The sequence below is a fragment of the Amnimonas aquatica genome, assembly GCF_002943415.1.
In the GTDB taxonomy this organism is placed as follows: domain Bacteria; phylum Pseudomonadota; class Gammaproteobacteria; order Pseudomonadales; family Moraxellaceae; genus Perlucidibaca; species Perlucidibaca aquatica_A.
In genome coordinates this window covers 1-3,694 of sequence record NZ_PTQZ01000183.1, presented here as the reverse complement: position 1 = coordinate 3,694, position 3,694 = coordinate 1, and the positions used below count along the sequence as shown (strand labels likewise).

Here is a 3,694-nt window from a genome sequence, read left to right as displayed (position 1 = left end):
TGAAACGCGGTGAGGTCTGGTGGGTGGAGTTTGATCCGGCGGTGGGCAGTGAAATCCGCAAGACCCGCCCTGCGGTCATTGTCAGCAACGATGCAGCGAACCGGCATCTGGTCCGGGTCGTGGTCGTGCCGCTCACCAGCAGCACGGAGCGCATCTATCCGGGCGAGGCGCTGGTCATCGCAGGCGGGCAGCGCAGCAAGGCCATGGCCGACCAGATCATGGCCGCCGACAAATCCCGACTGAAAGCTCAGATGGATAAACTCTCCAAGGCCGACATGCTGGGCGTGGAAGAAGCCATCAAAATACATCTGGCGCTGCCGCTCTGACCCGGGGCCACGCCAGCGCCCCGGCCGCCCCTCAGTTCAGCACGCACAGCACTTCCGCCCGGTTGTTGCAGATCAGCACCACGTCGCAGCCCGCCTCGAGGGCGACATCGACGCGCTCGCGCATGGGGCCGACACCGACCGCGCCTTCCATGCACAGGTCATCGGAAAAGATCACGCCCTTGAAGCCCAGGCGCTCGCGCAGCACGGTCCGCAGCCAGAACGGCGAGAAGCCGGCCGGCAGCGGGTCGACCTGCGGGTAGACCACGTGCGCCGGCATGATGCCGTCCAGCTCGGCAGCCAGCGCAGCGAAGGGGCGAAGGTCGTAGGCTTCGATCTCGGCCCAGGAGCGGTCATCCACCGGCAAGGCCAGGTGGGAGTCGGCGGCCACCGAGCCGTGGCCGGGGAAGTGCTTGCCGATGGTCATCATGCCGGCGGCCTTCATGCCCTGCATGAAGGCACGCACCAGCGCGATGGCCGGCTCCGGCCGGCTGTGGAAGGCACGGTCGCCGATCACGCCGCTGACGCCGGCATCCAGGTCCAGCACCGGCGCGAAACTGAAGTCGACACCGACGGCACGGACCTCGCGCGCCATCAGCTCGCCGCAGGCGCGGGCGGCGGCCAGCGCGGCGGCGGGGTCGCTGTCGTACTGGTGGCCGAAGCCGCGCATGGCCGGCAGGCGGGTGAAGCCTTCGCGGAAACGCTGCACGCGCCCGCCCTCCTGATCGACGGCGATCAGCAGGTTCGGCCGCACCGCGCGCATGTCGTCGGTCAACGCCCTGATCTGTTCGGGCGTGTCCACATTGCGGCTGAACAGGATCACGCTGCCCACCAGCGGATGGGCAAGCACCTCACGATCCTCGGCGGTCAGGCCGAGACCGCCGACATCCACCATCAGGGGTCCGCGAGCNGATCGCCCTGCTCGCGACGCCGCTGCCGGCGCTGGCGCTGAACAGCGCCCCGGCCGCCGCTGCGCAAACCCGTGAAGCGCTGCAGCCGACCGATGCGCAGAGCAAGGTGGCGCGGCTGGTGACACGCCAGCTCAGCGTGCTGCACTACAACAAGACGCCGCTCAACGACCAGCTGTCCGAGGCCGTGTGGAAGCGCTACCTGGCCGCCATGGACGGCCAGCGCGTGTACTTCCTCGCCAGCGACATCCAGCGTTTCGAAGTCAACAAGCTTCGCTTCGACGACCAGCTCAAGACCGGCCAGCTGATACCTGCCTTCAGCATGTTCAACGTGCTGCAGAACCGCATGTACGAACGCCTGACCTTCGCCCAGAACGAACTGGAGAAGAACAGCAAGGGCATTCTCGACTTCAGCGGCAACGCCCTGATCGAGAACGACCGCAAGGAGTCCGCCTGGGCGACCAGCCGCGCCGAGCTGGACCAGCTCTGGCGCCTGCGCCTGAAGGCGGCGGCGCTGAGCCTCAAGCTCTCCGGCAAGAACGGCGACGAGATCATCAGCACGCTGAAGCGGCGCTACAAGTCGCAGCTGACCGCGCTCGGCCAGACCAAGCCGGAAGATGCCTTCCAGACCTTCATGAACGCCTTCACCGAGACCTACGATCCGCACACGCAGTATTTCTCGCCGCGGAACTCGGAGAATTTCAACATCAACATGAGCCTGCAGCTCGAAGGCATCGGCGCCGTGCTGCAGACCGAGGACGAGTACACCAAGGTCGTGCGCCTGGTGCCGGCCGGCCCCGCCGACCGCTCGCGCCAGATCAAGCCGGGTGACCGCATTGTCGGTGTCGCCGAGGGCGACAAGGACTTCACCGAGGTGATCGGCTGGCGCATCGACGAGGTCGTGGAGCTGATCCGCGGCGCCAAGGGCACCACGGTGCGCCTGCAGGTGCTGCCGTCGGGCAGCGACAGCGGCCCGGCCAAGGAGATCAGTCTGGTGCGCGCCGCCGTGGCGCTGGAAGACCAAGCTGCCAGCAAGAAGGTGATCGAGCTCAAGCGCAACGGCCAGACCTGGCGTATCGGCGTGATCAAGCTGCCGGCGTTCTATGCCGACTTCCAGGGCATGCAGGCCGGCGACCCGAACTACCGCAGCACCACCCGAGACGTGCACCGGCTGATCGGCGAGCTCAAGCAGGAGCGCATCCAGGGCCTGGTGCTGGATCTGCGCAACAACGGCGGCGGTTCGCTGTCGGAAGTCAACGACCTGATCGGCGAGTTCATCAGCACCGGCCCCACCGTGCAGGTGCGCGACGCCCGCGGCCGCATCGAGACCCTGGGCGACGGCAACCCGGACATCGCCTACACCGGGCCGCTGGCCGTGGTCATCAATCGCCTGTCGGCCTCGGCCGCCGAGATCTTCGCCGGCGCCATCCAGGACTACGGTCGCGGCATCGTGGTCGGTGGCACCAGCTTCGGCAAGGGCACGGTGCAGTCCATGCGCGACCTCGGCCACGGCCAGCTGAAGATCACCGAAGCCAAGTTCTACCGCATCTCCGGCGCCAGCACGCAGAACAAGGGCGTGGAGCCGGACGTGTTCTTCCCCGACCTGTTCGACGACAAGGAGATCGGCGAGTCCGCCCTGGAAGGCGCCCTGCCCTGGGACACCATCCGCGCCGCGCGCTACCAGCGCATCGACCAGTTCGCCAGCCGCCTGCCGGGCCTGCGCCAGGCCTCGCGCACGCGCCAACAGAAGAGCCCGGACATCCGCTACCTGGTCGATCAGCAGAAGCTGCTGGCCGACATCAAGGAGCAGAAGACCACCACCCTGAACGAGAAGGCGCGCCTGGCCGAGAAACAGGCGCTGGATGGCAAGCGCCTGGGCATCGAGAACCGCCGCCGCCAGGCCAAGGGCCAGGATCCGCTGGACACCTGGAAGGATGTCGAGGACCTGGCGGAAAAGCAGAACCCGGACCACGACCCCAACTTCGAACGTCCGGAAGAGCTGGCCCTGCTGAACGAAGCCGGCGAAGTACTGCTCGACCTGATGCAGTCGCCAAACACCGCGCGCCGCAAGGCGCCTGCCTCCGCTCCCGCACGTCCGGTGGCGGACCGCTGACGGGGCCGCATGCCGGCGCACGCGGAACGCAGGCCTCTGGGTGACGCCGGCCTCGATGCCCTGGTCACCCGGACCACCGGCGCCCCGCTGCAGCCCGGACACAGCCTGCAGCTGCTGCGCGACAGCAGCGAACACGAAGCCGCCACGCTGGCCATGCTGGCCGGCGCGCGCCGGCAGATCCTGATCGAGAACTACCGCATCTGCGACGATGCCTGGGGCCGTGAGCTGCTGGCCGTGCTCTGCGAGCGCGCGCGCGCCGGCGTCAGGGTCTGCGTGCTCTGCGACTGGCTGGGCAGTTTCGGGCAGCTGCGCTGGCGCTGGCCGCGCGAGCTGCGCGCCGCCGGCGGCGA

At 68.1% G+C, this 3,694-nt stretch carries 4 protein-coding genes; 3 read left to right on the top strand and 1 reads right to left on the bottom strand.

Going from position 1 to position 3,694, the window contains the following annotated elements:
* A partial coding sequence (locus tag C5O18_RS07470) for a type II toxin-antitoxin system PemK/MazF family toxin (RefSeq protein WP_105192833.1) occupies positions 1-326 on the top strand: 326 nt, incomplete at its 5' end.
* Between the two features lie 31 nt (positions 327-357).
* Here C5O18_RS07470 and nagZ read toward each other — a convergent pair.
* On the bottom strand, positions 358-1,218 hold the full coding sequence (gene nagZ, locus C5O18_RS07465) for a beta-N-acetylhexosaminidase (protein WP_105192831.1): 861 nt from the start codon (positions 1,216-1,218) through the stop codon (positions 358-360).
* Between the two features lie 134 nt (positions 1,219-1,352).
* Here nagZ and C5O18_RS07460 point away from each other — a divergent pair, with 134 nt between their 5' ends.
* Together C5O18_RS07460 and C5O18_RS07455 are read left to right on the top strand one after the other, a co-directional pair.
* On the top strand, positions 1,353-3,344 hold the full coding sequence (locus C5O18_RS07460; protein ID WP_206389785.1) for a carboxy terminal-processing peptidase: 1,992 nt from the start codon (positions 1,353-1,355) through the stop codon (positions 3,342-3,344).
* Between the two features lie 9 nt (positions 3,345-3,353).
* Positions 3,354-3,694, top strand: a 341-nt coding sequence (locus tag C5O18_RS07455) for a phospholipase D-like domain-containing protein (protein WP_241146776.1), incomplete at its 3' end; no start/stop codon positions are given.